Annotated in this window: 26 protein-coding genes; 20 read left to right on the forward strand and 6 right to left on the reverse strand. The window is 64.0% G+C overall.

What is annotated here, in order from left to right; all coding sequences use genetic code 11:
- Nucleotides 1-105 precede the first annotated feature (105 nt).
- The 17 genes from gltA (at nucleotide 106) to purF (ending at nucleotide 19,532) form a co-directional block, all read left to right on the forward strand.
- The gene (gene gltA, locus B4F51_RS00570) at nucleotides 106-1,407 is read left to right on the forward strand and encodes a citrate synthase (RefSeq protein WP_296223133.1); all 1,302 of its coding nucleotides are present in this window, start codon (nucleotides 106-108) and stop codon (nucleotides 1,405-1,407) included.
- Nucleotides 1,408-1,604: 197 nt separating this feature from the next.
- Nucleotides 1,605-3,014 carry a 3-isopropylmalate dehydratase large subunit gene (gene leuC, locus B4F51_RS00575; RefSeq protein WP_296223134.1) on the forward strand — a complete coding sequence of 470 codons (1,410 nt, stop codon included), beginning with the start codon at nucleotides 1,605-1,607 and terminating at the stop codon, nucleotides 3,012-3,014.
- Between the two features lie 25 nt (nucleotides 3,015-3,039).
- Nucleotides 3,040-3,690, forward strand: a complete 651-nt coding sequence (gene leuD, locus B4F51_RS00580; RefSeq protein WP_296223135.1) for a 3-isopropylmalate dehydratase small subunit — start codon at nucleotides 3,040-3,042, stop codon at nucleotides 3,688-3,690.
- A 29-nt stretch (nucleotides 3,691-3,719) separates the two neighbouring features.
- Entirely contained in the window at nucleotides 3,720-4,790 is a 1,071-nt protein-coding gene (gene leuB, locus B4F51_RS00585; RefSeq protein ID WP_296223136.1) for a 3-isopropylmalate dehydrogenase, read from the forward strand.
- An 81-nt stretch (nucleotides 4,791-4,871) separates the two neighbouring features.
- Nucleotides 4,872-5,048 (forward strand): hypothetical protein, encoded by a 177-nt coding sequence (locus B4F51_RS00590; RefSeq protein WP_296223137.1) that lies wholly within the window; start codon nucleotides 4,872-4,874, stop codon nucleotides 5,046-5,048.
- An 82-nt stretch (nucleotides 5,049-5,130) separates the two neighbouring features.
- Nucleotides 5,131-6,234 (forward strand): aspartate-semialdehyde dehydrogenase, encoded by a 1,104-nt coding sequence (asd, locus tag B4F51_RS00595; protein WP_296223139.1) that lies wholly within the window; start codon nucleotides 5,131-5,133, stop codon nucleotides 6,232-6,234.
- A gap of 388 nt (nucleotides 6,235-6,622) precedes the next feature.
- Nucleotides 6,623-9,496 (forward strand): FimV/HubP family polar landmark-like protein TapV, encoded by a 2,874-nt coding sequence (gene tapV / locus B4F51_RS00600; RefSeq protein ID WP_296223141.1) that lies wholly within the window; start codon nucleotides 6,623-6,625, stop codon nucleotides 9,494-9,496.
- A 93-nt stretch (nucleotides 9,497-9,589) separates the two neighbouring features.
- The gene (gene truA, locus B4F51_RS00605) at nucleotides 9,590-10,414 is read left to right on the forward strand and encodes a tRNA pseudouridine(38-40) synthase TruA (protein ID WP_296223143.1); all 825 of its coding nucleotides are present in this window, start codon (nucleotides 9,590-9,592) and stop codon (nucleotides 10,412-10,414) included.
- Between the two features lie 14 nt (nucleotides 10,415-10,428).
- Nucleotides 10,429-11,130 (forward strand): phosphoribosylanthranilate isomerase, encoded by a 702-nt coding sequence (locus B4F51_RS00610; protein WP_296223145.1) that lies wholly within the window; start codon nucleotides 10,429-10,431, stop codon nucleotides 11,128-11,130.
- 91 nt (nucleotides 11,131-11,221) lie between these two features.
- The gene (gene trpB, locus B4F51_RS00615; protein WP_296223146.1) at nucleotides 11,222-12,415 is read left to right on the forward strand and encodes a tryptophan synthase subunit beta; all 1,194 of its coding nucleotides are present in this window, start codon (nucleotides 11,222-11,224) and stop codon (nucleotides 12,413-12,415) included.
- A 19-nt stretch (nucleotides 12,416-12,434) separates the two neighbouring features.
- Complete coding sequence (locus tag B4F51_RS00620) at nucleotides 12,435-13,253, forward strand: DNA-methyltransferase (protein ID WP_296223147.1); 819 nt, start codon at nucleotides 12,435-12,437, stop codon at nucleotides 13,251-13,253.
- Nucleotides 13,254-13,268: 15 nt separating this feature from the next.
- Nucleotides 13,269-14,066 carry a tryptophan synthase subunit alpha gene (gene trpA / locus B4F51_RS00625; RefSeq protein WP_296223148.1) on the forward strand — a complete coding sequence of 266 codons (798 nt, stop codon included), beginning with the start codon at nucleotides 13,269-13,271 and terminating at the stop codon, nucleotides 14,064-14,066.
- A 37-nt stretch (nucleotides 14,067-14,103) separates the two neighbouring features.
- On the forward strand, nucleotides 14,104-14,976 hold the full coding sequence (gene accD, locus B4F51_RS00630) for an acetyl-CoA carboxylase, carboxyltransferase subunit beta (RefSeq protein ID WP_296223149.1): 873 nt from the start codon (nucleotides 14,104-14,106) through the stop codon (nucleotides 14,974-14,976).
- 84 nt (nucleotides 14,977-15,060) lie between these two features.
- Complete coding sequence (gene folC / locus B4F51_RS00635) at nucleotides 15,061-16,359, forward strand: bifunctional tetrahydrofolate synthase/dihydrofolate synthase (RefSeq protein ID WP_296223151.1); 1,299 nt, start codon at nucleotides 15,061-15,063, stop codon at nucleotides 16,357-16,359.
- 92 nt (nucleotides 16,360-16,451) lie between these two features.
- Nucleotides 16,452-17,318: an SPOR domain-containing protein gene (locus tag B4F51_RS00640; protein ID WP_296223152.1), complete on the forward strand. Its 867-nt coding sequence runs from the start codon at nucleotides 16,452-16,454 to the stop codon at nucleotides 17,316-17,318.
- 81 nt (nucleotides 17,319-17,399) lie between these two features.
- Nucleotides 17,400-17,897: a CvpA family protein gene (locus B4F51_RS00645; protein ID WP_296223154.1), complete on the forward strand. Its 498-nt coding sequence runs from the start codon at nucleotides 17,400-17,402 to the stop codon at nucleotides 17,895-17,897.
- A gap of 96 nt (nucleotides 17,898-17,993) precedes the next feature.
- Nucleotides 17,994-19,532 carry an amidophosphoribosyltransferase gene (gene purF, locus B4F51_RS00650; protein ID WP_296223463.1) on the forward strand — a complete coding sequence of 513 codons (1,539 nt, stop codon included), beginning with the start codon at nucleotides 17,994-17,996 and terminating at the stop codon, nucleotides 19,530-19,532.
- A 68-nt stretch (nucleotides 19,533-19,600) separates the two neighbouring features.
- On the opposite strand, the gene B4F51_RS00655 is transcribed toward purF, so the two are convergent.
- The 3 genes from B4F51_RS00655 to B4F51_RS00665 form a co-directional block, all read right to left on the reverse strand.
- Nucleotides 19,601-20,422, reverse strand: coding sequence for an ABC transporter permease (locus B4F51_RS00655; protein ID WP_296223155.1), 822 nt, complete (start codon nucleotides 20,420-20,422; stop codon nucleotides 19,601-19,603).
- A gap of 12 nt (nucleotides 20,423-20,434) precedes the next feature.
- On the reverse strand, nucleotides 20,435-21,397 hold the full coding sequence (gene nodI, locus B4F51_RS00660; RefSeq protein WP_296223157.1) for a nodulation factor ABC transporter ATP-binding protein NodI: 963 nt from the start codon (nucleotides 21,395-21,397) through the stop codon (nucleotides 20,435-20,437).
- A gap of 184 nt (nucleotides 21,398-21,581) precedes the next feature.
- Entirely contained in the window at nucleotides 21,582-21,788 is a 207-nt protein-coding gene (locus B4F51_RS00665) for a glycine zipper 2TM domain-containing protein (RefSeq protein ID WP_296223159.1), read from the reverse strand.
- Nucleotides 21,789-22,106: 318 nt separating this feature from the next.
- Here B4F51_RS00665 and B4F51_RS00670 point away from each other — a divergent pair, with 318 nt between their 5' ends.
- The 3 genes from B4F51_RS00670 to B4F51_RS00680 all read left to right on the forward strand — a co-directional run bounded on the left by B4F51_RS00670 (nucleotide 22,107) and on the right by B4F51_RS00680 (nucleotide 23,872).
- Nucleotides 22,107-22,604, forward strand: coding sequence for a phasin family protein (locus B4F51_RS00670; protein ID WP_296223161.1), 498 nt, complete (start codon nucleotides 22,107-22,109; stop codon nucleotides 22,602-22,604).
- A gap of 186 nt (nucleotides 22,605-22,790) precedes the next feature.
- Complete coding sequence (locus tag B4F51_RS00675; RefSeq protein ID WP_296223162.1) at nucleotides 22,791-23,111, forward strand: hypothetical protein; 321 nt, start codon at nucleotides 22,791-22,793, stop codon at nucleotides 23,109-23,111.
- 347 nt (nucleotides 23,112-23,458) lie between these two features.
- Entirely contained in the window at nucleotides 23,459-23,872 is a 414-nt protein-coding gene (locus B4F51_RS00680; RefSeq protein ID WP_296223163.1) for a GlcG/HbpS family heme-binding protein, read from the forward strand.
- 209 nt (nucleotides 23,873-24,081) lie between these two features.
- Here B4F51_RS00680 and hemP read toward each other — a convergent pair whose 3' ends face one another.
- The 3 genes from hemP to B4F51_RS00695 all read right to left on the reverse strand — a co-directional run bounded on the left by hemP (nucleotide 24,082) and on the right by B4F51_RS00695 (nucleotide 25,826).
- Nucleotides 24,082-24,342 (reverse strand): hemin uptake protein HemP, encoded by a 261-nt coding sequence (hemP, locus tag B4F51_RS00685; RefSeq protein ID WP_296223164.1) that lies wholly within the window; start codon nucleotides 24,340-24,342, stop codon nucleotides 24,082-24,084.
- A 323-nt stretch (nucleotides 24,343-24,665) separates the two neighbouring features.
- Complete coding sequence (locus tag B4F51_RS00690; RefSeq protein ID WP_296223165.1) at nucleotides 24,666-25,079, reverse strand: ExbD/TolR family protein; 414 nt, start codon at nucleotides 25,077-25,079, stop codon at nucleotides 24,666-24,668.
- Nucleotides 25,080-25,097: 18 nt separating this feature from the next.
- Nucleotides 25,098-25,826, reverse strand: a complete 729-nt coding sequence (locus B4F51_RS00695) for a MotA/TolQ/ExbB proton channel family protein (RefSeq protein ID WP_296223166.1) — start codon at nucleotides 25,824-25,826, stop codon at nucleotides 25,098-25,100.
- Nucleotides 25,827-25,859: the final 33 nt, after the last annotated feature.

Genomic DNA, 25,859 nt, shown 5'->3' on the forward strand with positions numbered 1-25,859 from the left:
GTTGCCGCAAGACGAATCGGTCCAGCCGCCCCCACGGCACCTTGCGATCCGTCTGGCGGGAGTCTCCCGTATTCATTTTCATAAACAGCAGAGAAGGAAACCGACATGACGCCGTCCGAAGTGAAAGCCACCCTATCGTTTTCCGATGGCTCGCCCAGCGTCGAGCTGCCGATCTACAAGGGCACGGTTGGCCCGGACGTGATCGACATCCGCAAACTGTACGGCCAGACGGGCAAGTTCACGTACGACCCCGGCTTCATGTCGACCGCGTCGTGCAATTCCAAGATCACCTACATCGACGGCGACAAGGGCGAACTGCTGTATCGCGGCTACGCCATCGACGATCTGGCCAGCAAATGCGACTTCCTGGAAATCTGCTACCTGCTGCTCAAGGGTGAACTGCCCAACGGCAAGCAGAAGGAAGAGTTCAATGAAACCGTCATGCATCACACCATGGTGCATGAGCAGATGCAGTTCTTCCTGCGCGGTTTCCGTCGCGACGCCCACCCGATGGCTGTGCTGACGGGTCTGGTCGGTGCAATGAGCGCGTTCTACCCGGACGCCGCCAACATCAATGACCCGCGTGAGCGCGAGATCTCGCAGATTCGCCTGATCGCCAAGCTGCCGACGCTGGTGGCCATGGCTTACAAGTACAACATCGGCCAGCCGCTGATCTATCCGCAGAACAACCTGTCGTACACCGGCAACTTCATGCGCATGATGTTCGCCACGCCGTGCGAGGACTACAAGGTGAACCCGGTGCTGGAAAAGGCGCTGGACCGCATCTTCATCCTGCACGCCGACCACGAGCAGAACGCATCGACGTCGACGGTGCGGCTGGCCGGTTCGTCGGGCACCAACCCGATCGCCGCCATCGCTGCCGGTATCGCGTGCCTGTGGGGCCCGGCGCACGGTGGTGCGAACGAAGCCGCACTGAACATGCTGGAAGAAATCGGCACTGTGGACAAGGTTCCCGAGTTCATCAAGCAGGTCAAGGACAAGAACAGCGGCGTGCGCCTGATGGGCTTCGGCCACCGTGTGTACAAGAATTACGATCCGCGCGCCAAACTGATGCGCGAAACCTGCCATGAAGTGCTGAACGAACTGGGCCTGCACAACGACCCGCTGTTCAAGCTGGCCATGGAGCTGGAAAAGATCGCGCTGGAAGACGAGTACTTCGTCAGCCGCAAGCTGTACCCGAACGTCGACTTCTACTCGGGCATCGTGCAGCGCGCGCTGGGCATCCCGACCTCGATGTTCACCTGCATCTTCGCGCTGGCCCGCTCAGTGGGCTGGATCGCGCAGTGGGAGGAGATGATCACCGATCCGGAATACAAGATCGGCCGTCCGCGCCAACTGTTCAACGGCGCCGCCACACGCGAAGTGCCGTCGATCGACAAGCGCTAAGCCGCTCGGCAGTACGCACGAAACCCCGCCTGGGAAACCGGCGGGGTTTTTTGTTGCCCGGAGCTTTCGTCAATTCGCGAAACCCCCTTTCGCCAGTCACGTCCTGTGCGAGACGGCCCGGGTGGCATAATCGATCACTCCCCACGAAACTGCTCGCGCGGCGCACTTTTTGAGGCGCGCTGTGCACGGATCGCATCATGGCCAAGACGCTCTACGACAAACTCTGGGACGATCACGTCGTTCATACCGAAGACGATGGCACGACCGTGCTCTACATCGATCGCCAACTGCTGCACGAGGTGACCAGCCCGCAGGCGTTCGAGGGCCTGAAGATGGCGCACCGTCCGGTGTGGCGCATCAGTGCCAATCTGGCTGTGTCGGACCACAACGTGCCGACCACCGACCGCTCGCACGGCATTGCCGATCCGGTCTCCAAACTGCAGGTCGATACGCTCGATGCCAACTGCGACAGCTACGGCATCACGCAATTCAAGATGAATGACAAGCGTCAGGGCATCGTGCACGTGATCGGGCCGGAGCAGGGCGCAACGCTGCCGGGCATGACGGTAGTGTGCGGTGATTCGCACACCAGCACGCACGGCGCATTCGGTGCACTGGCGCACGGTATTGGCACGTCGGAAGTCGAGCACGTGCTGGCCACGCAGACGCTGCTTGCCAAGAAGAGCAAGAACATGCTCGTGAAGGTGGAAGGCGCGCTGCCTCGCGGCTGCACCGCCAAGGACATCGTGCTCGCCATCATCGGCAAGATCGGCACGGCCGGCGGTACGGGCTACGCCATGGAATTCGGCGGCTCGGCCATTCGCGCGCTGTCGATGGAAGGTCGTATGACGGTGTGCAACATGGCGATCGAGGGCGGCGCGCGCGCCGGCATGGTCGCCGTGGATGATGTCACGCTGGAATACATCAAGGGCCGTCCGTTCGCGCCGCAAGGTGTGGAGTGGGAGCAAGCCGTCACCTACTGGCGCACGCTGCATTCCGATGAAGGTGCCCACTTCGACCAAGTGGTCGAACTGCGCGCCGAAGATATCCGCCCGCAAGTGAGCTGGGGCACATCGCCGGAAATGGTGGTCAGCATTGAAGACCGCGTGCCGGACCCTGACAAGGAAAAGGACCCGAACAAGCGCAACGCCATGGAGCGCGCGCTCGAATACATGGGCCTGCAGCCGAACGTCGCCATCAGCGACATCAACATCGACAAGGTGTTCATCGGGTCGTGCACCAACAGCCGCATCGAAGACATGCGTGCCGCCGCGTGGGTCGTGCAGAAGCTGGGTAAGCGCATTGCCTCCAACGTGAAGCTGGCGATGGTCGTGCCGGGCTCCGGCCTCGTGAAGGAGCAGGCCGAGCGCGAAGGGCTCGACAAGATCTTCAAGGCGGCTGGCTTTGAATGGCGCGAGCCGGGTTGCTCGATGTGTCTCGCAATGAACGCCGACCGCCTCGACCCGGGCGAGCGCTGCGCCTCCACGTCCAACCGCAACTTCGAAGGTCGTCAGGGCGCGGGTGGTCGCACCCACTTGGTAAGCCCGGCGATGGCGGCTGCGGCTGCGCTGGAAGGCCACTTCGTCGACGTGCGCAAGCTCGCTTGAGCGGCAGGACAGAGAGAGAGCAATCATGGAACAATTCACCATCCACACCGGCCTCGTGGCCCCGCTCGACCGCGAGAACGTCGACACCGACGCCATCATCCCGAAGCAATTCCTCAAATCGATCAAGCGCACGGGCTTCGGCCCGAACCTGTTCGATGAGTGGCGCTACAAGGATGTCGGCGAGCCCGGCCAGGACAACAGCAAGCGTCCGCTGAACCCGGATTTCGTGCTGAACCAGCCGCGTTACAAGGGCGCGTCCGTGCTGCTCGCGCGGAAGAACTTCGGCTGCGGCAGCTCGCGCGAGCACGCGCCGTGGGCGCTGCAGCAGTATGGCTTCCGCGCCATCATCGCGCCGAGCTTTGCCGACATCTTTTTCAACAATTGCTTCAAGAACGGCCTGTTGCCGATCGTGCTGACGGAGTCGCAGGTCGATCACCTGTTCAACGAAACGCAGGCCTTCACCGGCTATCAACTGACGGTGGACCTGGACAAGCAGGTTGTCGTCACGCCGGGCGGTACGGCGTATCCGTTCGACATCACCGCGTTCCGCAAATACTGCCTGCTCAACGGCTTCGACGACATCGGTCTGACCCTGCGCTACGCCGACCAGATCAAGGCTTACGAAGCGCAGCGCCTTACCAAGATGCCGTGGCTCGCGCACAAGCTCGTCGGCTGAGCTGACACCAGAACAACAAGGACAACTACATGACCAAGATTGCAGTGTTGCCGGGTGACGGCATTGGCAAGGAAATCGTCGCCGAGGCCGTGAAGGTGCTCAAGGTACTGGGCGAGCCGTTCGAGATGGAATTCGCCCCGGTGGGCGGCGCCGGCTACGAGGCCAAGGGCCACCCGCTGCCGGAAGACACGCTCAAGCTCGCCAAGGAAGCCGACGCCATCCTGTTTGGCGCCGTGGGCGACTGGAAGTACGACACGCTGGCGCGCGAGTTGCGCCCCGAGCAGGCCATCCTGGGCCTGCGCAAGCATCTGCAACTGTTCGCCAACTTCCGCCCGGCGATCTGCTATCCGGAACTGGCCGGCGCATCGAGCCTGAAGCCCGAGATCGTGGCCGGCCTCGACATCCTGATCGTGCGTGAGCTGACCGGCGATATCTACTTCGGTCAACCGCGCGGTGTGCGTGCGGCACCGGACGGCCTGTTCGCCGGTGCACGCGAAGGCTTCGATACCATGCGCTACAGCGAGCCGGAAATCCGTCGTATCGCGCACGTCGCCTTCCAGGCTGCCGCCAAGCGCGGCAAGAAGCTGTGCAGCGTCGACAAGGCCAACGTGCTGGAGACGTTCCAGTTCTGGAAGGACATCGTCACTGACGTGCACAAGGAATATCCGGAAGTCGAGCTCTCGCACATGTACGTCGACAATGCGGCCATGCAGCTCGTGAAGGCGCCGAAGAACTTCGACGTGATCGTCACCGGCAACATGTTCGGCGACATTCTCTCGGACGAGGCGGCCATGCTGACGGGCTCGATCGGCATGCTGCCGTCGGCGTCGCTCGATGCAAACAACAAGGGCCTGTATGAGCCGTCGCACGGCTCGGCACCGGATATCGCGGGCAAGGGCGTTGCCAACCCGCTGGCGACGATCCTGTCGGCGGCGATGATGCTGCGCTATTCGCTGAACAAGGCCGAGCAGGCTGATCGCATCGAAACTGCCGTCAAGAAGGTGCTGGCGCAGGGCTACCGGACCGGCGACATCCTGACGCCGGGCTGCAAGCAGGTCGGCACTGTGGAGATGGGCGACGCGGTGGTCGCTGCCCTGTAAATCAAATCACGCGTTGCGGTGCCGTCACATGTGACACCGCAATCGTCGTTTTTTGGGCGGACACATGTTGCAGTGCATTGTGTGACCGCCAAATCGTGTATATTTTTGCAGATGATCTCGATCGCGCTCCCCGTCCTCGTACTGGGCATTCTGGGCACCTTGGCTATCGCCGCCAAGGGCACCGCAGCGCGCGCTTGCATGACGCCTGTCGAGATTCGCACGACCACGAAAATCATTACCAAAAAAACGATCTCGTAGATCGTCCGTCGTGTCCGTTCGCCTTCCCCGCGCGGTCACGCCGGGCGACCGAGGCGGGGAAAATCACTAGAGGTTCACAATCATGAAGGTAGGTCTCGTCGGTTGGCGCGGCATGGTCGGCAGTGTGCTGATGCAGCGCATGCAGGAAGAAAAGGATTTCGACCTGATCGACACCGTGTTTTTCAGCACCAGCAACGCTGGCGGCAAGGCACCCGCATTCGCCAAGACGGATGCGCCTCTGGCCGACGCGAACGACATCGAAGCACTGAAGGCGTGCGACACGATCATCACGTGCCAGGGCGGTGACTACACCACCGACGTCTTTCCGAAGCTGCGCGCCGCCGGCTGGAACGGCTACTGGATCGATGCCGCTTCGACGCTGCGCATGGAAGACGACGCCGTGATCGTGCTGGACCCGGTCAACCTGGGCCTCATCAAGAACGCAGTAGCGGCTGGCACCAAGAATTTCATCGGCGGCAACTGCACCAACTCCATCTTGCTGATGGGCGTGGGCGGTCTGTTCCGCGAAGGCCTGGTCGAGTGGGTCAGCTCGATGACCTACCAGGCGGCTTCGGGCGGTGGTGCGAACCACATGCGCGAACTGCTCAAGGGCATGGGCGTGATCCATGGCGCCGTGGCTGACGAGCTGGCCAACCCGGCGTCCGCCATTCTGGATATCGACCGCAAGGTTGCCAAGACCATCCGCGAAGATGTGCCGACCGAATTCTTCCCGGCGCCCCTGGCTGGCGGCCTGATCCCCTGGATCGACAAGCAGCTCGACAACGGTCAGTCGAAGGAAGAGTGGAAGGGCCAGGCTGAGGTCAACAAGATCCTGGGCAACGCTCAACCGATTCCGGTTGACGGCCTGTGCGTGCGCATCGGCGCAATGCGTTGCCACAGCCTGGGCCTGACGCTCAAGCTCAAGCGCGACCTGCCGCTCGAAGAGATTGAACAGATCATCCGCTCGGGCAACTCGTGGGTGAAGTGGGTGCCGAACGAGCGCAGCATCACGGAGAAGGAACTGACGCCGGCATCTATCACCGGCGGCCTTGAAATCGGCGTGGGCCGCGTGCGCAAGCTGAACATGGGGCCGGAATACGTGAGCGCCTTCGTGATCGGCGACCAGCTCCTGTGGGGCGCCGCCGAGCCGCTGCGTCGTACGTTGCGTATCCTGCTTGGCAAGTGATTCGAGCTTTGCTTTCCCTGTCAGGCCGGGCATCGGCAGCTGTCGTTGCGGCCTGACAACAGAAAGTGCGCTTTTTCAACCAACGCCGCGCGGCCTGCGCGGCGTTGTGCCATCTGGACGCCCACGGTCTGTAACGTTGGTACACAATAGCGGCCGGAACGCTGTCCGCCCATTCGTGGGGTGGACGGGGCACGGGGAAGGGTTAGCGCCACATGAAGCACACGCATTCCGGGGGGTACGTCGGGTGCTTCAGAACTGCGCCAATTGTGTCGTTTTGATAAAAATCGGCGGCGGTTCTTATCCCAGCTTTTCACCTTTTGGGTGAACTTGCTGCGCTAACTCGTTGATGTTAAGTTCGTTTGCACATTAAAAGATAACGGAGTCGAAGGTGAGGGTGAGCCAATACCGCCGGAGAGAATCGTCCCATCGCAGTCCTCGCTGGTCGGCCGTCGCGTTTGCTGCGGCGAGCCTGCTGCTGATCCAGCCCGCAGCGCACGCGGCCGGTTTCGGCGCGCTGCACGTGCGTTCCAGCCTCGGCCAGCCGCTGCAGGCCGAAATCGATCTGACGGGCGTGACGCCTGAAGAGGCGCAAAACCTGGTTGCCAAGCTGGCTGCGCCGGATGCCTATTCGCGTGCCGGTCTGACCTACAACCCGATCGTCTCCTCGCTGCGTGCCTCGCTGGAGCGCCAGTCGAATGGCAACTACGTGGTGCGTCTGCGCTCGACGCAGCCCGTCGCAGAGCCGTTCGTTGATGTTCTCGTCGACTTGAACTGGGCGAGCGGCCACGTCTCGCGCGCTTACACATTCCTGCTGGACCCGGTGGGGTCCAGCAATACCGCTCAGAATTTCGCGCCGACGCCGGTGGTGCAAGCCACCACGCCGGGCGCTGTTGAATCTGCCGCGCCCGCCCCGGCTGCCGCAACAGCGCCCGCGCCGGCACGCCAGCCGCGTGCCACCCGCCAGGCTGCTCGCCAGCAACAGGCGGCGCCTGCAGCAGCCCCCGACGCCACGCCCGGTGGTTCATACACCGTACAGCGCGGCGACAGCCTGTACGACATCGCGTCGACGGCCGCACAAGGCCAGGACGCCGTGTCGCTCGACCAGATGCTGCTGGCGCTGTACCGCAACAACCCGAACGCGTTTATTGGCGGCAACATCAATCGGCTGCGTACCGGCTCGGTGCTGAAGGTGCCGTCGCAGGCCGATGCGCAGAAGGTTGCGCCGCGTGAAGCGCGCCGCGAGGTGGTCGCTCAGACGTCCGGTTTTGCCGGCTATCGCAACCGACTGGCGACGGCCGCCGAGGCCAACGCCGCGACGGATACCGATTCGGCCCGCCAGCAGAGCGGCAGCGTTTCGGCGCGCGTGCAGGACCAGGCCACGCCGGCTGCCAGCGGCCGTGACGAACTGCGTCTGTCGAAGGCTGATCGTGCCGGCAAGGCTGGCGCCGCTGCTGCCCGTGACGAGGAACTCGTTGCCAAGGAGCGTGCGCTCAAGGAAATGGAATCGCGCGTTGCCCAGTTGGAGAAGAACCTCTCCGACATGCAACGTCTGGTGGAACTGAAGAACACCGAGCTGGCCAAGGCCGCCAGCGCTGCCAAGCCGGCTGCGGGCGCCGCACCGTCCACGGCAGCTCCGGCAGTGGCCGCAGCCAACGCACCGGCACCTGTGCCGGCCGCTGCAGCATCGGCGTCCGCTCCTGCACAAGCCGCCCAGCAACCGACCGCAGCAGCAGCGGAAACCCCGGCGGCTGCGCCGGCTTCCACGGCCGCGGCTGCAGCCTCCACACCAGCGTCGGCGCCGGCAGCCGCTGCCAGCGCACCTGTGGCTGCCGCATCGGCTCCGGCTGCTGCGCCGAAGAAGACCCCGGTTGTAGTGGCACCGCCGCCGCCGGTCGAGGAGGAGTCGTTCTTCTCGTCGCTGCTGGGCAACCCGATGGCGCTGGGTCTGGGTGGCGTGGTGATCGCGCTGCTGGGTGGTCTGGCGGTCTACCGCCGTCGCCAGCAGAAGCCCGAGCAGGCGCATGGCTTCCAGGACAGCCTGCTATCGCAGGAAAGCACCGTGATGGCGGGCGCCAACTCGCTGTTCGGCGCGGCCGGAGGCCAGAGCGTCGACACCTCGCAGCACAGCGTGTTCGGTGCGGACTTCCGCATCGGCGGCAGCAATGAGAGCAATGAGGTCGACCCGATCGCCGAGGCGGATGTCTACATCGCCTACGGTCGCGACGTGCAGGCCGAGGAAATCCTGCGCGAGGCACTGGAGCAGCATCCGGATCGTCAGGCGATTCGCCTGAAGCTGATGGAAATCTACGCCAACCGCCAGGACGCGCACGGCTTCCAGACCGTTGCTGAGGAGATGCTGGCGCAAGTCGGTGCAGCCTCGCCGGAATGGGCCGAGGCCGCCGCGATGGGCCGCAAGTTCGATCCGGCCAATCCGCTGTACCTGACGGTGCAAGGCGATGGTCAACATCCGGCTGCCGAAGCCGCCGCCGCGCCGAGTCACGCCGGTGCTGCTGTTGCGGGTGCTGCGGCCTTGGCAGGTGTGGGTGCGGTTGCCGCCGCAGAAGCCTTCCAGCCGACGGTGACGGGTCAAACGACTCGCCGCGGTGACGACTGGACCACGCTGTCCCCGGACCTGGACCCGTCTGCGCCGTCGACGAAGGCACCGCAACTGGCGGATCTGGATCTGCCGCTGGAATCATTCCCGGCACCGGCAGCCGGCGAGCCGATCACCGCTCAGACGGAAGCTGTCGAAGTCTTCAAGCCACACACTGAACCGGAAGTCGATCTGCCGCAGTTCAATGCGCACGCCGGTGAGGCTTATCAGCCGGTTTCCGCGCCGCCGCTGCACATGGACCTGTCGGATCTGTCGCTTGACCTGAACCCGACGCCACCAGCAGCGGAAGTTGCTCCGGTAACTCCGGCTGCAGTGGCTGAGGAAAGCCTGCCGTCCTGGGCCCAGCCGACTGATCTGTCGCAGGCGCCGATGCACTTCGAAGCCGAACCGCACCACGCCGAGCAAGTGCACGTTGCCAACGATGAGCCGCAATCGGCCATCCGCCTGGATACCAACCTGCCGCATACGCTGTCTGGTGAAGGTGGTTCCGATGGCGTGCGCGATCTGCAGATCAAGTTTGATCTCGCCAAGGCTTATATCGAGATCGGCGACAAGGAAGGCGCGCGCGAACTGCTGCAGGAAGTGCTGGACCTGGGCGATCCGTCGTTCCACGCCGAGGCTCAGGCACTGATGCGCCAGATCGCTTGATCGCAGCATTGCCGCGAGGCATCAGGCAATCGACAGCGCCGGCAGGGTGGTATCCTGCCGGCGTTTTTCTTTCCGCATAAGGGTTCATCAGGCATGACGCGCATCGCGCTCGGCATCCAGTACGACGGTGCCGCGTTTTCGGGGTGGCAATCGCAGCCGCATGGCAATACCGTGCAGGACGTGCTGGAGGCGGCGCTGCGCGAGTTTGCCGGCGTGCCATTGCAAACCACCGTGGCCGGTCGCACCGACGCGGGTGTGCATGCGTTGGGACAGGTGGCCCACCTCGATACCGATCTGGTACGCGACCCGTTCTCGTGGGTGCGCGGCACCAATGCCTTTCTGCCGCCGACGGTGGCCGTACGCTGGGCGCAGGAGATGCCGGCGGACTTTCATGCGCGCTTCTCCGCCCATCGCCGCACGTATTACTACGCGCTGACCTACGGGCCGACACGCGCACCGCTGTTGCAAGGCAAGGCTGGATATGTGACTTTGCCGCCTGGGCAATCGCTCGACGTGGCCGCCATGCACGAGGCCGCGCAGGTGCTGGTTGGCGAGCATGATTTTTCTTCCTTCCGCGCGGCGGAATGCCAAGCCAAGTCGCCGGTCAAGACGATGTATTCGGCCGAGGTGCGCGGGGAGGGCGAGTGGGTGTTCGTGCGCATCCGTGGCAGCGCTTTCCTGCATCACATGGTGCGCAACATCATGGGTTGCCTGGTGGCGATCGGGCGGGGGCGGCAGCCGGCTACCTGGATGGCCGACGTGCTGGCCGCCCGCAGCCGCGTGGCCGCTGCGCCCACTTTCATGCCCGATGGGTTGTACCTGGCCGAGGTCGGCTATCCTGATGCCTTTCAGTTGCCGGCGTCGCCGGCATCGTCCAGCCTGTTTCGCGGCGTGTTCGACGAGCACGCCGGTCTGTGAATGCCGCTTCCGCCATGTCGCTGCACCGTACCCGCATCAAGCTCTGTGGCCTGACCCAGCCAGCCGATGTCGACCATGCCGTCGCGCTCGGCGCCGACGCGATTGGCCTCGTCTTCTACCCCCCCAGCCCGCGCTTTGTGGCGACCGAGCGCGCCGCCGAACTGGCCCGTCGCGCCGGTCCCTTCGTCACCGTGACGGGCCTGTTCGTCAACGCCAGCGCGGACGACGTCGCCCGCGTGCTCGATCAGGTGCCGCTGACGCTGCTCCAGTTCCACGGCGACGAGACGCCCCAGCACTGCGCCGAGATTGCCGGCAAGGTGGGGCTGCCCTGGCTGCGCGCCCTGCGTGTTCAGCCGGGGGCCGATTTGGTAGAATTCGCCGATCGGTTTGTCGCTGCCCAAGGCCTGCTGCTCGACGCATTTGTTGAGGGGTATGGCGGCGGCGGCCATGTCTTCGACTGGACCCTGATTCCCCCGCAATGGCTCTCGCAACCGCCATCCTTGCCAACCACAAGCGCCGCTCCTCGGCTCGTTTTGAGTGGTGGGTTGAGCGTGCAAAACGTCGCTGGCGCGATTGAGCGCGTGCGGCCCTACGCTGTTGATGTCAGCAGCGGGATCGAGGCTGCACGGGGCGTGAAAGACCACGCCCGCATGACCGCATTCGTGCGTGCGGTCCGCGAGGCCGATGCTGCCCTGGACGCATCGGCGTCGGCTTGATGCGATAGCGCCAGCCTCTCGCGGTTCGCACCTTCCTGAATTTCTCCGCTGGTAGGCCCACGAGCCCTGGCGGACGCTTCGAGAGATTGCCATGTACAACCTGCCTGACGCCCACGGCCACTTCGGCCCCTACGGCGGCACCTTCGTTGCAGAGACGCTATCCCACGCGCTGGACGAACTGCGCGAAGCCTATGCGCGCTACCAGCACGATCCCGAATTCATCAAGGAATACGAATACGAGCTGAAGCATTTCGTCGGCCGTCCGTCGCCCATCTATCACGCCCGCCGCCTGACCGAGCACTGCGGCGGCGCACAGATCTACCTCAAGCGCGAAGACCTGAACCACACCGGCGCGCACAAGGTGAACAACGTCATCGGCCAGGCGCTGCTGGCACGCCGCATGGGCAAGCCGCGCGTGATTGCGGAAACCGGTGCCGGCCAGCACGGCGTGGCCACGGCCACCATTGCCGCGCGCTACGGCATGGAGTGCGTCGTCTACATGGGCAGCGAAGACGTGCGCCGCCAGGCCGCCAATGTCTACCGCATGAAGCTGCTGGGTGCGACCGTGGTGCCGGTGGAATCCGGCTCGCGCACGCTCAAGGACGCGCTCAATGAGGCGATGCGCGACTGGGTCACCAACGTGGCTGACACCTTCTACATCATCGGCACGGTGGCGGGTCCGCACCCGTATCCGATGATGGTGCGCGATTTCCAGGCCGTCATCGGCGAGGAATGCAAGGTGCAGATGCCCGAGATGACCGGCCGCCAGCCGGACGCCGTGATCGCCTGCGTGGGCGGCGGCTCCAACGCCATGGGCATCTTCTATCCGTACATCGACCATGCCGACGTGAAGCTGATCGGCGTGGAAGCGGCGGGCGAGGGCATCGAAACGGGCCGTCACGCCGCATCGCTCATTGGAGGCTCGCCGGGTGTGCTGCACGGCAACCGTACGTACCTGCTGCAGGATGAGGACGGTCAGATTATCGAAACGCATTCGATCTCGGCTGGCCTGGACTACCCGGGAGTCGGCCCCGAGCACGCCTGGCTGAAGGATGCCGGCCGCGCGGAATATGTCGGCATCACCGACAAGGAAGCGCTGCAGGCCTTCCACGATCTGTGCCGCATGGAGGGCATCATCCCGGCGCTGGAATCAAGCCATGCGCTGGCGTATGCCAGCAAGCTGGCGCCGACGCTGCCGAAGGACAAGATCCTGCTGGTGAACCTCTCGGGCCGCGGCGACAAGGATATGCACACCGTCGCTGAATTCTCCGGCATCAAGCTCTAACGGCACCCCAGGCAACTGCATGACCGAACGCGCCATCGACGGCATCTTCAACGAGGACTGCATTGCCGGGGTCGGGCATCTGGCCGACGGCAGCGTGGACCTCGTCATCGCCGATCCGCCGTACGGGCTGGGCAAGGATTACGGCAACGACTCCGACAAGCTGTCGGGCGACGCGTACCTTGCGTGGTCCGAACGCTGGATCGACGCGGTGCTGCCGAAGCTGGCGCGCAACGGTTCCATGTACGTGTTCTGCACGTGGCAATACGCGCCGGAGTTGTTCGTGATGCTCAAGCGGCGCCTCTCGATGATCAACGAGATCATCTGGGACCGCCGCGTGCCCAGCATGGGCGGCAGCACGCGCAAGTTCTCATCGGTGCACGACAACATCGGCTTCTTTGCCGCCTCGCGCGATTACTACTTCGACGTCGACGCCGTGCGTATCCCGTACGACGCCGAGACGAAGAAGGCCCGTAGCCGCAAGCGTTTCGAGGGCAAGAAGTGGCTGGAAGTCGGCTACAACCCGAAGGACGTGTGGAGTGTGTCGCGCCTGCATCGGCAAGACCCGGAGCGCGCCGAGCACCCGACGCAGAAGCCGCTGGAGCTGGTCGAGCGCATGGTGCTGGCGAGTTGTCCGCCGGGCGGCTTGGTGCTGGACCCCTTCCTGGGCAGCGGCACCACCGCCGTGGCAAGCGCCCAGCACGGCCGTCGCTTTGCCGGTTTCGAGATCAACGCCGACTATTGCCGCGTGGCACGTGAACGTGTCGCCGCCGTGCATGCCGCCGCATCTGCTGCCCAACCGACTGAATCCGAGGCGCCTGACACCGTCAAGGTCGCCTGACAAACTGATCCCGCTATGTCTCGCATTGCTCAAACCTTTTCGCAATTGTCCGCGCAGGGCCGCAAGGGCCTGATCCCGTTCATCACGGCGGGCGATCCGTCTCCTGAGATGACCGTCGACCTGATGCACGCGCTGGTCAAGGGCGGCGCCAACGTCATCGAGCTGGGCGTGCCGTTCTCCGACCCGATGGCCGATGGCCCGGTTATCCAGCGTGCGTCGGAACGCGCCCTGGCCCACAAGGTTGGCCTGCGTAACGTGCTGGAATACGTGCGCGCGTTCCGCACCACCGACACGACCACGCCCGTGGTGCTGATGGGCTACGCCAACCCGATCGAGCGCATGGGCGTTGACGCTTTCACCAAGGCCGCCGCAGAGGCCGGTGTGGACGGCGTGCTGGTGGTCGACTACCCGCCCGAAGAGTGCGAAGGCTTCGCCAAGACCATGCGGGCGGCGGGTATCGATCCGATCTTCCTGCTTGCGCCGACCTCCACCGAGGCGCGCATCGCCCAGATCGCCCGCGTGGCGAGCGGCTACATCTACTACGTCTCGCTCAAGGGCGTGACCGGCGCCGCGACGCTGGACCTCGACAGCGTCGCCGCACGCATTCCGCAGATCCGCCAGCATGCGCGGTTGCCGGTGGGCGTCGGCTTCGGCATTCGGGATGCAGCCACGGCACGCGCGATCAGCGGCGTGGCTGATGCCGTTGTGATCGGTTCCCGACTTGTGCAATTGCTGGAAGAGGCGCCGCGCGAACAAGCGGTACAATGCCTGACTGATTTCATCGCGGAGATCCGCCAGGCGCTGGACGCTTGAGTCGGGACCTCCGCGCGAGCGCATTCAAGGAGCACGCATGAGCTGGCTGGACAAACTGCTTCCGCCCAAGATTCAACAGACCGATCCGTCGCAACGCAAGGGCATTCCGGAAGGCCTGTGGATCAAATGCCCGGCCTGCGAGTCGGTGCTGTACCGCACCGACATCGAAGCCAACCTGCACGTCTGCCCGAAGTGCGACCACCACATGCGTATCGGCGCCCGCGCCCGTCTGGATGCGCTGCTGGACGCAGAAGGCCGCTATGAGATGGGCCAGGAGATCCTCCCGGTCGACGCGCTCAAGTTCAAGGACAGCAAGAAATACCCCGACCGCATCAAGGCCGCCATGGACAACACCGGCGAAACCGATGCAATGGTTGTGATGGGCGGCGCCATTCATGCGCTGCCGGTGGTGGTGGCCTGCTTCGAGTTCGAGTTCATGACCGGCTCGATGGGTTCGGTGGTGGGCGAACGCTTCGTGCGTGGCGCGCAGACTGCGCTGGAGCAGAAGGTGCCGTTCATCTGCGTGACGGCCTCGGGCGGCGCGCGCATGCAGGAAAGCCTGCTGTCGCTCATGCAAATGGCCAAGACCACTGCGATGGTCCAGAAGCTGGCGGAAGCCAAGCTGCCGTTCATCAGCGTGCTGACTGATCCGACCACGGGCGGCGTGTCCGCCAGCTTCGCTTTCATGGGCGACGTGGTGATGGCTGAGCCCAAAGCCATGATCGGCTTTGCCGGCCCGCGCGTGATCGAGCAGACCGTGCGCGAGAAACTGCCGGAAGGCTTTCAGCGCGCTGAGTTCCTGCTGCAGAAAGGCGCGATCGACATGATCGTCGATCGCCGCAACATGCGCCGCGAAATCGCCGAACTGCTCGCGCTCTTGCAAAAGCAGCCGGCTGACGCACTGGCCTGATGCGCCGCATCCGTTAATCGAAGCGCGGGCGATGAGTCCGCGCTTCTTGTTTTTGCGCGCCGGATTCCGCGCGACACGCTTCGCATGCCTACATTCGACAATTTGCCCGACTGGCTGGCCCACCTCGAAACCGCGCACCCGGTCGGCATCGACATGGGTCTCGCCCGCATCAGCCGCGTGCGCGATGCGCTGAGGCTGGAGTTCAAATCCGTCGTCTTCACGGTCGGCGGCACCAACGGCAAGGGATCGACCTGCGCGATGCTGGAGACGATCCTGCTGGCCGCCGGCTACAAGGTCGGCTGCCACACGTCGCCGCACCTGATCGACTTCAACGAGCGTGCCCGCGTGAACGGCGAGATCGCCACAGACGCGATGCTGCTGCCGCATTTCGAGGCCGTCGAGCGCGCGCGCTGCAGCTTTCCCGAGCCCGTCAGCCTGACGTACTTCGAGTTCACCACGCTGGCGATCATGCATCTGTTTGCCAACGCGGGGCTCGATGCGGTGATCCTTGAGGTGGGTTTGGGCGGCAGGCTGGACGCGGTCAATATCATCGATACGGATTGCGCCATCATCACCAGCGTCGATCTGGACCACATGAGCTATCTGGGCGACACCCGCGAGGCGATCGGCTTTGAAAAAGCCGGCATCTTCCGCCCGGGCAAGCCGGCGATCTGCTCTGATCCGGTGCCGCCGATCTCGCTGGTCAAGCAGGCCGAGGCCATCGGCGCAGACCTGTGGCTGATCGGCCGTGACTTCAACTTCCAGGGTGACAAGCAGCAATGGGGCTTCAGCGGGCGAGGGCGGCGGTGGCCGAGCCTCGGCTATCCGGCGCTACGGGGGGCGAACCAGTTGCTGAACGCATCGGCGGCATTGGCGGCGCTCGAATCGGTGCGCGACAGGTTGCCGGTCTCGGCGCAGGACGTGCGCCTGGGGCTGTCCCAGGTGGCGTTGCCGGGCCGTTTCCAGGTCATGCCGGGGCGTCCCGCAGTGATTCTGGACGTAGCGCATAACCCGCATGCCGCTGCAGCGCTTGGTCAGAATCTTGAGAACATGGGGTTCTTCCGCTACACGTACGCCGTGTTCGGCGCCATGCAGGACAAGGACATCGCCGGCGTGTTGGGCCATATGCTCGACAAGGTTGACCACTGGTGCCTGACCGATCTGCCGACGCCCCGGGCGGCCAGCGCGCAGTACCTGGAGCAGGTGCTGACCGATGCCGGCTTCCATCCGGGCAAGGATTCGAGCGTCGGCACATTCAGCGATCCGGCCACAGCCTATCGCAACGCCATGGAGCGGGCGACCGAGGATGATAGAATCGTCGTCTTCGGATCGTTCTTTACCGTTGCCGGCGTGCTTGCGGAGCGCAAGAACCGCGCGCATTAGCCAAGATTGGGCAACGCTAGGCAGCACCGGACAATCCGGGCGTCGGCGCTGACCTCACATGCATCGTCTGAGAGCCAAACCGAGCGCAATTCATGGGACTGCTTTCCATCTTCTCCTCCCGCAAGAACGCTGAAGGCGAACGCTCGCGCGGCGCTGCCGGCAGTGCCGCCGATGTGGCCCGCGATGCCGTGCGCGGATCCCGCGCATCGTCAAAGGCGCGCAGCCGCGTCTCCCTTCGCGACGATGACGACGACGGCCTTGATCGGGAGCTCCCGCAAAAACAACGCGCCCGCCGCCGGCTGATCGGCGCGGTCGTGCTGGTCGGCGCCGCCGTGGTGGTGCTGCCACTGGTGTTCGACGCCAAGCCGCGTCCCGTGACGGATGCCGTGGCCGTACAGATCCAGGATCAGCCGGTCGATCGCGGCGCCAAGGTGTCCAGCGATGAACCCAAGGTGGCCGGCCGCCGTTCTGCGCCACGTGCCGCCGGGTCGACCGCGGAGCAGGCACAGGCGCTCGATCAGGGGGAGGAGGTGGTCGCCGCCAACGATACGCCGGTGGCCAGCGCGAGCACCCCGGTTCCCGCGCAGGCAGCCCCGGCGGCCAAGCTGACGCCGCCCAAGACTGTCGCCAGCCTGACGCCCCCTGCAGACACCAAACCGGCTGCCAAGCCAGTTCAGGCGGCCCAGCCGGCGCAACCTGCCGCCGCGTCCAATGCGGATGCCAAGAACGGCAAGTTCGTTCTGCTGATCGGTGCCTTTGCTTCCGAAGACCGTGCGCGCAATTGGCTCGCCAAACTCAAGGCCGACAAAATTCCCGGCTACATCGAACACAAGAAGGTGCCCGAGAAGGGCGATCTGGCCCTGCTGCGTGCTGGCCCGTTCAATGATCGCGCGTCGGCGGAAGCGGCGCAGAAGCGCGCCGAGCAGATCGGCCTGACGCCCAAACTCGTTCAGCAATAGCCATGCGGCCCGACGCGCACTCGCCAAACTCGTCAGCCCGCCACGCCGCTACCAATCAAAGTCGATTCAAACCGCTGCCCGATGCAACCGACTTTCTTTGACTATGGTGTGCTGTTTATCGTCGTCACGTCTGCACTGGTGGGGCTGTTTCGCGGGTTGATCCGCGAGGTGCTGGCGCTGGCGGGCTGGTTGTTCGCGGCGTGGGTGGCGTACACGTTTTCGGGCGTGGCCGCGGGCTGGATGCCCGAGTCGCTGCCGGGCGGGCCGGTGGCGCGCACCATTCTCGGATTCATCCTACTGTTTGTAGTGACGGTGATTGTGACGTCGCTGGTGGGTGCGCTGCTGTCGGCGGCGCTGGCGAGCGCCGGACTCAAGCCGGCGGATCGCGGCCTGGGCATGGTGTTCGGGTTGGCGCGCGGCGGCGTGATCATCCTTGTGCTGATGACGGTGGCGGGTTTCACCAGCCTGCCCGAGCAGCCGTTCTGGCGCGATGCGATGACGCGGCCATATGCAGAGGAGGCGGCACGTGCCGCCAAGCCGCTGCTGCCACCGGAGGTGGCGAAGTATGTTCACTATTGATCTGGACCGCTTGGCCACAAGCTAGCGGTCTGGGAAGCTTTTTAGGCGTCCGCAACGGGTGTGGGCGCGACCAATACGTTCTCGCTGGAGATCGACATGTGCGGTATCGTTGGGGTGGTTTCGTCCACGCCCGTCAATCAGCTGATCTATGACAGCCTGCTGCTCCTGCAACACCGGGGGCAGGATGCGGCCGGCATTGCCACCGCGTCAGGCAGCACTTTCTACATGCACAAGGCCAACGGCATGGTGCGCGATGTGTTCCGCACGCGCAACATGCGCGGCCTGCCGGGCACGAGCGGTATCGGCCAGGTGCGTTATCCGACCGCCGGTTCCTCCAGCGAAGAAGAGGCTCAGCCGTTCTACGTCAACGCGCCGTTCGGCATCGTGCTGGCACACAACGGCAACCTGACGAATTCCGATCAACTGCGCGAAGAAATGTTCCGGCGCGATCGCCGCCACATCAATACGCAGTCCGATTCCGAAGTGCTGCTCAATGTGCTGGCCGACGAGCTGCAGCGCGCGAGCAATGACATTCCGCTGGACCGGGATTCCATCTTCACGGCCGTGGCCGGTATGCACCGTCGCGTGCGCGGCTCGTACGCCATCGTCGCCGAGATCTCCGGCTATGGCGTGCTGGCCGTGCGTGATCCGTTCGGCATCCGCCCGCTGGCGCTGGGTAGCCAGGAGACGGCCGACGGCGGCATCGAATACATGGTTGCCTCGGAATCGGTGGCGCTGGAAGGCATCGGCTTCAAGTTCGAGCGCGACGTGGCGCCCGGCGAGGCCATTTTTATCGACCTGGAAGGCAAGCTGCACACCAAGCAATGCGCCGAGAACCCGGTGCTTACACCGTGCATTTTCGAGTACGTGTACCTGGCGCGCCCGGATTCGCGCATAGACGGCGTGTCGGTGTACGACGCGCGTCTGCGCATGGGTGACTACCTGGCCGAGAAGATCAAGCGCGAAGTGACCGACTCCATCGACGTGGTGATGCCGATTCCGGATTCATCGCGCCCGGCCGCCATGCAGGTTGCCAACCGCTTGGGCGTGCCATATCGCGAGGGTTTCTTCAAGAACCGCTACGTGGGCCGCACCTTCATCATGCCCGGGCAGGCGGTGCGCAAGAAGTCGGTGCGCCAGAAGCTCAATGCCATGGCGATCGAATTCAAGGGCAAGAACGTGCTGATTGTCGACGACTCCATCGTGCGCGGCACGACCTCGTCGGAGATCGTGCAGATGGCACGCGATGCGGGCGCTAAGAAGGTGATCTTCGCCTCGGCCGCGCCGCCGGTGAAATACCCGAACGTGTACGGCATCGATATGCCTACGCGCGGCGAACTGGTCGCGTATGGCCGCACGCATGAAGAGATCGCCAAGATCATCGGTGCCGATCAACTCGTGTACCAGGATGTGGAAGACATGAAGCGCGCTGTGCGCGATGTCAACCCGGCGCTCAAGGAGTTCGACGCATCGTGCTTTGACGGCAAGTACGTGACGGGCGATATCGACGAGGCGTATCTCGATCGTCTTGAGGCGTCGCGCAACAGCTCGGCCGCGCGAGCCGATCGCGAGAATGCGCAGAACGACGATCCGCGCACGCAACTGCATCTGCAGCGCTCTGCCGTGAACGAGTAAGTCGTTCTTCACACCCAACAAATAGCCCGTCTTCGTGACGGGCTTTTTGTTGGGTGCGCGCTTGGAGCTTACTTCAGCATGCGTCGGCGCAACAGCCACAGGCATAGCCACAGCGCGCCAATGGCGTATAGCAACAGCACGCCCAGGTGCAGCAGGATGTTCTCGGGCGTGCGGCCGAGCATCAGTGGGCGGATCAGCTCGACGGCGTGCGGCAGCGGCAGCACGTTCGTCACCGCGTGGATTGGGGCGGGCAGTTGCGACAACGGGAAGAACACGCCGGAGAGCAGCATCATTGGCGTGATGACCAGGGTCTGGTAGAACATGAAGAAGTCGTAGTTGGGGGCGAGCGCTGTCATGTTCATCGCCAGGCAGGCAAAGGCGAAGCCCGTCAGCACGATGACGGGCAACGCGAGCAGCGCCTGCGGCATCGACGCATAGCCGAGCGCGCCCGCCACCAGCATGATCGCCAGGCCAGACAGCACGGACTTGCTGGCCGCCCAGATCAACTCGCCAAGCACCACATCGCCCAGCGTGAGCGGCGCATAGAGAATCGCTTCCCAGGTGCGTTGCACGTGCATGCGCGAGAACGCGGAGTACATCGCCTCGAAGCTCGCCGACATCATCGTGCTGGAAGCCACTGTGCCGGCCGCCAGGAAGGCGATGTACGAGACGCCGTCGACGTGCCCGACCAGGAGGCCCAGGCCGAGCCCCAGGCCGAACAGGTAGATCATCGGATCGGCCAGGTTGCCGGCCAGCGAGGGAATCGCCAGCTTGCGCCACACCATGAAGTTGCGCAGCCAGACGTATTGCCAGTTCCGGAAGTTCAGCGGCAACAGCGGCTGCGGATAGGCTTGCTGCTGCGGGGCGGTGAGGGTGGCTTCGGTGGTCATGGCATCCCGATTCTAGTCGCGCATCTCGCGCCCGGTCAGGCGCAGGAATACGTCTTCGAGGTTTGCCGGGCGATGCAGGTAGCGCAGGCCCGGCATGGTGTGCGTCTCAGTCTGGGCGCGCAGGGCGGCTACCAGCGGCTGCGGGTCGCGCGCGTAGCAGAAGAGGGTTTCGCCGCTGGCCTCCACGCGTTCGGCCAACGGAGTGAGCAACGTGCGCAGCGCGCCCAGGTCATCGCCGTAAACCTCCACCACGTCGCAGCCGATTTCGCGGGCGATGAGCTCGTGCGGTTTGCCTTGCGCGATCTTGCGGCCGTTGTCGATCACGCAGAGTTCGTCGCAGAGGCGCTCGGCTTCTTCCATGAAGTGCGTGGTTAGCAGGATGGTTTTGCCGCTCGCAAGCAGCGAGCGCAGGCGCTCCCAGATCAGGTGGCGCGCTTGCGGGTCGAGCCCCGTGGTGGGCTCGTCCATGATGAGGATGTCGGGGTCGTTGACGAGCGCGCGTGCCACCGTCAGCCGGCGCTTCATGCCGCCCGAGAGGGCGCGCACCGGCGCATCGGCCTTTTGCTCGAGCCGCGCGAATTCCAGCAGGGCAGGGATGCGCTCGCGGATGGCATCGGCAGACAAGCCGAAGTAGCGGCCGAAGATGCGCAGGTTTTCCGAAACGGAAAAATCCGGATCGAGGTTGTCGAACTGCGGCACCACGCCCACGCGCATGCGCGCGCGGTGCGCGAATGCGGGGACAGCCTCGCCGCACAATTGCAGCCTGCCCGCGTCGGGCATCGTCATGCCGAGCAGCATGCGCAGCGTGGTGGTCTTGCCGGCGCCGTTGGGGCCGAGCAGACCGAAGCACTGGCCGCGCCGGACGCTGAAGCTCAGGTTATCGACGACGGTCTGGTCGCCGTAGTGCTTGCGCAGGCCTTCGACGCTCAGGATCGGTGTGCTGCTCACGCCAGATCCTGGTTGCTCGTATCGCACATCGCCTCCGTCATGCCTCCGTGGCAAAACGCTGATTATGCGCCGGCATCGGCATTAGCGTATGAGGGGAACGTGCGATGGCGCGGGCGGGACTCAGACAACAAAAAGGCCAGGCAACTTTGCCTGGCCCTGGCCTTGCAGCACACACAATAACAAGGCAGTGGCGGTTTATCTGGTCAGGATGTTACCGGCCAGGGGTCAGCACGTTGCCGGCCACACCGCCTAGTGCAGCACCACCCAGCGTCGCGCCCGGGCCGCCCCAGATAGCCGCCCCGGCTACACCACCGGCGGCCGCGCCGATCGCTGTGTTGCGCTGCTTGGCAGTCATGCCGGCGCATCCGCTGACGGATGCCAACGCGGCCGCCAGAAGCAGAGATACGAAGGCACGCATAGAACACTCCTATTGTCGTTCCTGTACCTGTATTAAAGGTCGCGTGCACCGCGATGCGCAGGCACCGATGCCTGAAAACCCTGTCAGTCGATTCCCACACCTTCAGCACGGATTTCTGAGCCAAAGTTCCCAAGACGGCATCGCACCGCGATAGGCTTTCGTGACGTGCGTACGTGGATTCGATGTCCACGTAAAACTACGTCGAAGACCTGTACGACAAATGGGGGATGTCAAAGAAATCGGTGCGACTGGGGGCTACACTGAAGCGCCCGGCCCCTGCCGGATGCGTTCACCGCACCCCACGATGGAGAAACCGACATGATGACTCTGGAGCAACTCGGCATCCTGCAACGATCGCAGCTTGAGGCGTGGCTGGCCGTCACCGAAGAAGCCGTCGACGGCGTCAATCGCCTGATCGGGCTCAATCTCCAGGCATTCAAGGCCGGTTTCGGAGAGACGGAGCAGTGCCTGCACGAGGCCGTGGCGGCACAAGACCCGGGACAATGGTTTGGTGCACAGGTGCGGTATCTGCAACCTGCGGGAGATCGTGTCTCCGGTTATACGCGCAATCTTGTCGAAATCGGCGTGCAGACGCAGAACAGCATCGCACGCGCATTGCAGCATCATGGCGACGAGGTGCGCCGGCAATGGGGGTTCGCTGCCGAGAATTTTGTCGACGCCGCCCCTCCGGGCACCGAGGTTGCCGTGAGGTTTCTGAAGGCATCGGTAGGCTTGGAGGTGGCCGCCGCGGAAGCCGCGGAGGAGGCCGTTTCCGAAGCGAGTGGCGTTGCCGACAAGGACGACACCGCACATTGAGTTGCCCCTGCATTCAGGCGTCGACGTCCATACTGATTGGCAGCAATTTGAGGTGGCATTGGGGGTTACGTTCTGTTACCAAATCGCCAGCGCCGTATCACCTGTGTCTGTGGCCCTGAATACAATACAGATACCGTAATTGGCGTTGGCTGCGGTTCTTGCACGGCGCTCTCTATGCAGCAGGTGATGAAGATGATTCGACGCAAGGGACTGTTGATTGCAGGCGCGGCAGCGCTGACAGTGCTGGCCGTGCCACAGATGGCGTCTGCGCACGTGAGCGTCGGCATCGGGATTGGCGTGCCGGTGGCGCCGGTATATGTGGCGCCAGCTCCGATCTACTATCCGCCGCCCCCGCCCGTGTACTACGCGCCTCCGCCGCCTCCGGTGTATTACGCTCCGGCACCTGTGTACTATGGTCCGCCGCCCGTCGTGGTCGGTCCGGGCTGGTATCGCTGGGGCCCGCGCTACCGCTATTACGATGGCTATCACTGGCGTCGCTGGCGCTAATCGGCGCGCCACATGGATGAGGCTCCTTCGGGAGCCTTCTTTTCTGTCGCGATGCCGCGGCGCCTAACCCGCTGCCGCATCGCAACATCAAGCTCGGGCGATACCCGGGCTTTTTCTTTGCGCATCTTCCGCATACGCAGTGCGTGCTAACGTCATCGGCAGCAGGACTGGCAAGCGTCGCATGCGCGACGATACTGAAGATGAGGGCGCAGGAATGTATCGGCTCATCTGCACTGCAGGGTTGGGATCGCGCGGTGGCAACAAGGTACGCCGATGGCATACTTCCGCCCTATGCAGACCGTATGAAGCCTTTGCACATTTGCATCACAACCACCAAGGAGAACGTCATGAAAACCAAGCCCTGCCTGTGCCAGGACGATGTCACCAAGATCCTGGATGCGGCCGAGAAGGAAGCACGCGCACATCAGTGGGCCGTGACGATCGCCGTGGTGGACGACGGCGGCCACCTGATGGGCCTGCGCCGCATGGACGGCTGCGCGACCATCTCGGCGTACATCGCGCCGGAGAAGGCACGCACCGCTGCGCTGGGCCGTCGTGAATCGAAGGTCTACGAAGACATCATCAACAACGGCCGAACCTCGTTCCTGTCGGCGCCGCAATTGCAGGGCATGCTTGAGGGCGGCGTGCCCATTCTGGTGGAAAACGTGTGTGCCGGGGCGGTGGGCGTGTCGGGCGTGAAGTCGTCTGAAGACGTGCAGATCGCCAAGGCGGGCATTGCCGCCGTGCACGTGATCTGCTGACGCGCAGATCGCGGCAATCGTATCGAAGGGAAAGGCGCGGCGCAGGTCGCGCCCTTTTTCTTTGGGCGCACGGTTGTAAAAGAATGGCTTGGCTGGCGGTCGTCCGGCAGACGGGTCTGGGTGTCTGCCAACGCGAAATGACGATGGCTGGCTACAGCCGAATGTCTCCTGAGAGAGACGTCCCCACAAAAATCGATACGTGTTGCGTGTTACTTGGTCAGGATCAGCTTGCCGAAGCGCGTCACGCGCAGTGTGTAGATCGCGCCGTTGTGGTGGATGGCCACGGCGCTGCGGCCCGCAAACAACTGTTCAGAGGTCGTCAGGCGGGTATCGCCGATGGCGGTGGCGACAGGCTGGGCCGGAGAGACTTCAGGCGTGGCGTCGATGCCTGCCGGGCGTTTGCGGGCCACGATGACGTGGCGACGGCGGGTGATGGTGCGTGCGGCGTCTTGCTGTTCTGCGGCATTCATGGCGAGGCTCCTGGCGGGCTTGATGCGCGTTGGCTGGCAAGGGATTCCAGCGAATGCCCACTAGATTAAATGAGAATCGTTATCATTTCAAGAAACATCTGACGATGCGCTGATCGCTGCTTGCCAGGAAGAAGCCGGACGTGCGGTCCGGTTATGTCGGAGGTTCGGATATGGCTTGGCGCTTCACGCAGCAGGCGCTTGCGCTCGTCGGCCCGTTGGGCGCGGTAGAGCTTCGTAGCGGTGCAAGCCATCGCCAAAAATGACGAACCCCCGAGCAGGGACGGGGGGCGCGTGAGCAGGGCGGAGTGCTGCGTCGGTCTGCTTCAGTTGTGCTGCGGCTCCGTCACGAAACCGATGCGCGAGAGACCGCCGCGCTGGATGGCGGCCATCACCTGCGCCACGCGCTCGTAGCGCACGTTGCGATCGGCACGCAGATGCATCTCCGGCTGCGGTTGCTGCTGCGCGGCCTGCACGATGTCGGCTTGCAACGTGGCCTCATCGACGGGCTGGTTGTTCCAGAACACCTGGCCCTGCGCGTCGATCTCGACGTTCACGCTTTGGGGCTTGGCATCGTCGGGTTTGTTGGATGCACGCGGCAGGTCGATCTTCACCGCGTGGTTGATCACGGGAATGGTGATGATGAAGATGATCAGCAGCACCAGCATGACGTCGACCAGCGGCGTCATGTTGATCTCGCTCATCACATCGTCATCGTTGTCGAAAGAACCGAAGGCCATGGGGGCTCCCTACACCGGTTATTGCGGCTTGACCGAGGCCAGGCGCACTGAGGCATCGTCGCGCGAAGCACTCGGGCGCAGGCGGGCGCCAGTCACGAAGTAGGCGTGCAGGTCGTGCGCGAAGCGGTTGAGCTTGGCGATGACGGCCTTGTTGCCGCGCGTGAGCGCGTTGTAGCCGAGCACAGCCGGAATGGCCACGGCCAGGCCGAAGGCCGTCATGATGAGCGATTCACCTACGGGGCCAGCCACCTTGTCGATGGTCGGTACACCCACGGCGCCGATGCCCAGCAGAGCGTGATAGATACCCCATACCGTGCCGAACAGGCCGACGAACGGCGCGGTCGAACCCACCGATGCCAACACGGCCAGCCCCGATTGCATCTGACCGACGGATTCATCGATGGCGCTCTTGAGCGAACGGGTCAGCCAATCCGAGATATCCATCACGTCGTGCAGTTGCGGCTGGCTGGCGCGATGGTGCTGTGCGGCTTCTCGGCCGGTCTGAGCGAGCGCGTAGAACGGGTTGTCCTTGGACGAGCCGAGCGTCTGCATGGCGTGGTCGAAGTCGTCCGAGTGCCAGAAGCGCTTTTCGGCGCCTTGCGCCATTGCCTTCAGGCGCACGATGTCCCAGGCCTTGGTGAGGATGACGATCCAGGAGGCGAGCGACATGATCAAGAGCAGAATCGCCGTGCCGCGCGTGACGATGTCGCCTTGTGTCCAGAGGTGGGAAAGACCGAGTTCCTGCATGATGGGTTTCCTGATTGAGCGAGAGACGGATGA

The sequence above is a fragment of the Ralstonia sp. UBA689 genome (assembly GCF_002298975.1).
In the GTDB taxonomy this organism is placed as follows: Bacteria; Pseudomonadota; Gammaproteobacteria; order Burkholderiales; family Burkholderiaceae; genus Ralstonia.